A 496-nucleotide genomic window follows, 5' to 3' on the forward strand; every position below is an offset into this window, starting at 1 on the left:
CGTCCGTCAGACCGACCCGCGCCAGGATGCGGTCGGCCTCGGCCCGGCGTTCGGCTCGCGGCAGGTCCCGGCGGCGCAGCGGGAGGGCCACGTTCTCGCGGACGGTGAGCCAGGGATAGAGGGAGCGGGCGTAGTCCTGGAAGACCACGGCCAGATTGTCCGGGACGCCGCGCACGGGGGTGCCGTCCAGGGTGATCGTGCCGTCGTATGCCGGCAGCAGGCCCGCGACGGTGCGCAGCAGGGTGGACTTGCCGCTGCCGTTGGGCCCGACCAGACCGACGAGCTCTCCGTCCGCCGCGCCGAGGGTGACCTCGTCCACCAGGCGTGCGCCGGCGATCTCGACGGTGAGCGCGTCGATGTCGATCCGCATCAGATGCCCCCGAAGGAGTAGGCGCGTCGGCGCATGAGGAGGATGAAGCAGGGAACGCCGATGACCGCCGTCAGGACGCCCACCGGGAGTTCGGCCGGGGCGAGCACCACGCGCGAGAGCCTCGGC

Annotated in this window: 2 protein-coding genes; both read right to left on the reverse strand. The window is 72.8% G+C overall.

The annotated features are described in order from the left end of the window. Nucleotides 1-370 (reverse strand): ATP-binding cassette domain-containing protein (locus tag ACLZOT_RS49860; RefSeq protein ID WP_416975964.1); only part of this gene is annotated, 370 nt, incomplete at its 3' end. After that, on the reverse strand, nt 370-496 hold a 127-nt coding region (locus ACLZOT_RS49865), incomplete at its 5' end, for an iron chelate uptake ABC transporter family permease subunit (protein ID WP_416975965.1). The genes ACLZOT_RS49865 and ACLZOT_RS49860, both read right to left, overlap by 1 nt.

Source organism: Streptomyces sp. 4F14, assembly GCF_048159485.1.
Classification (GTDB): domain Bacteria; phylum Actinomycetota; class Actinomycetes; order Streptomycetales; family Streptomycetaceae; genus Streptomyces.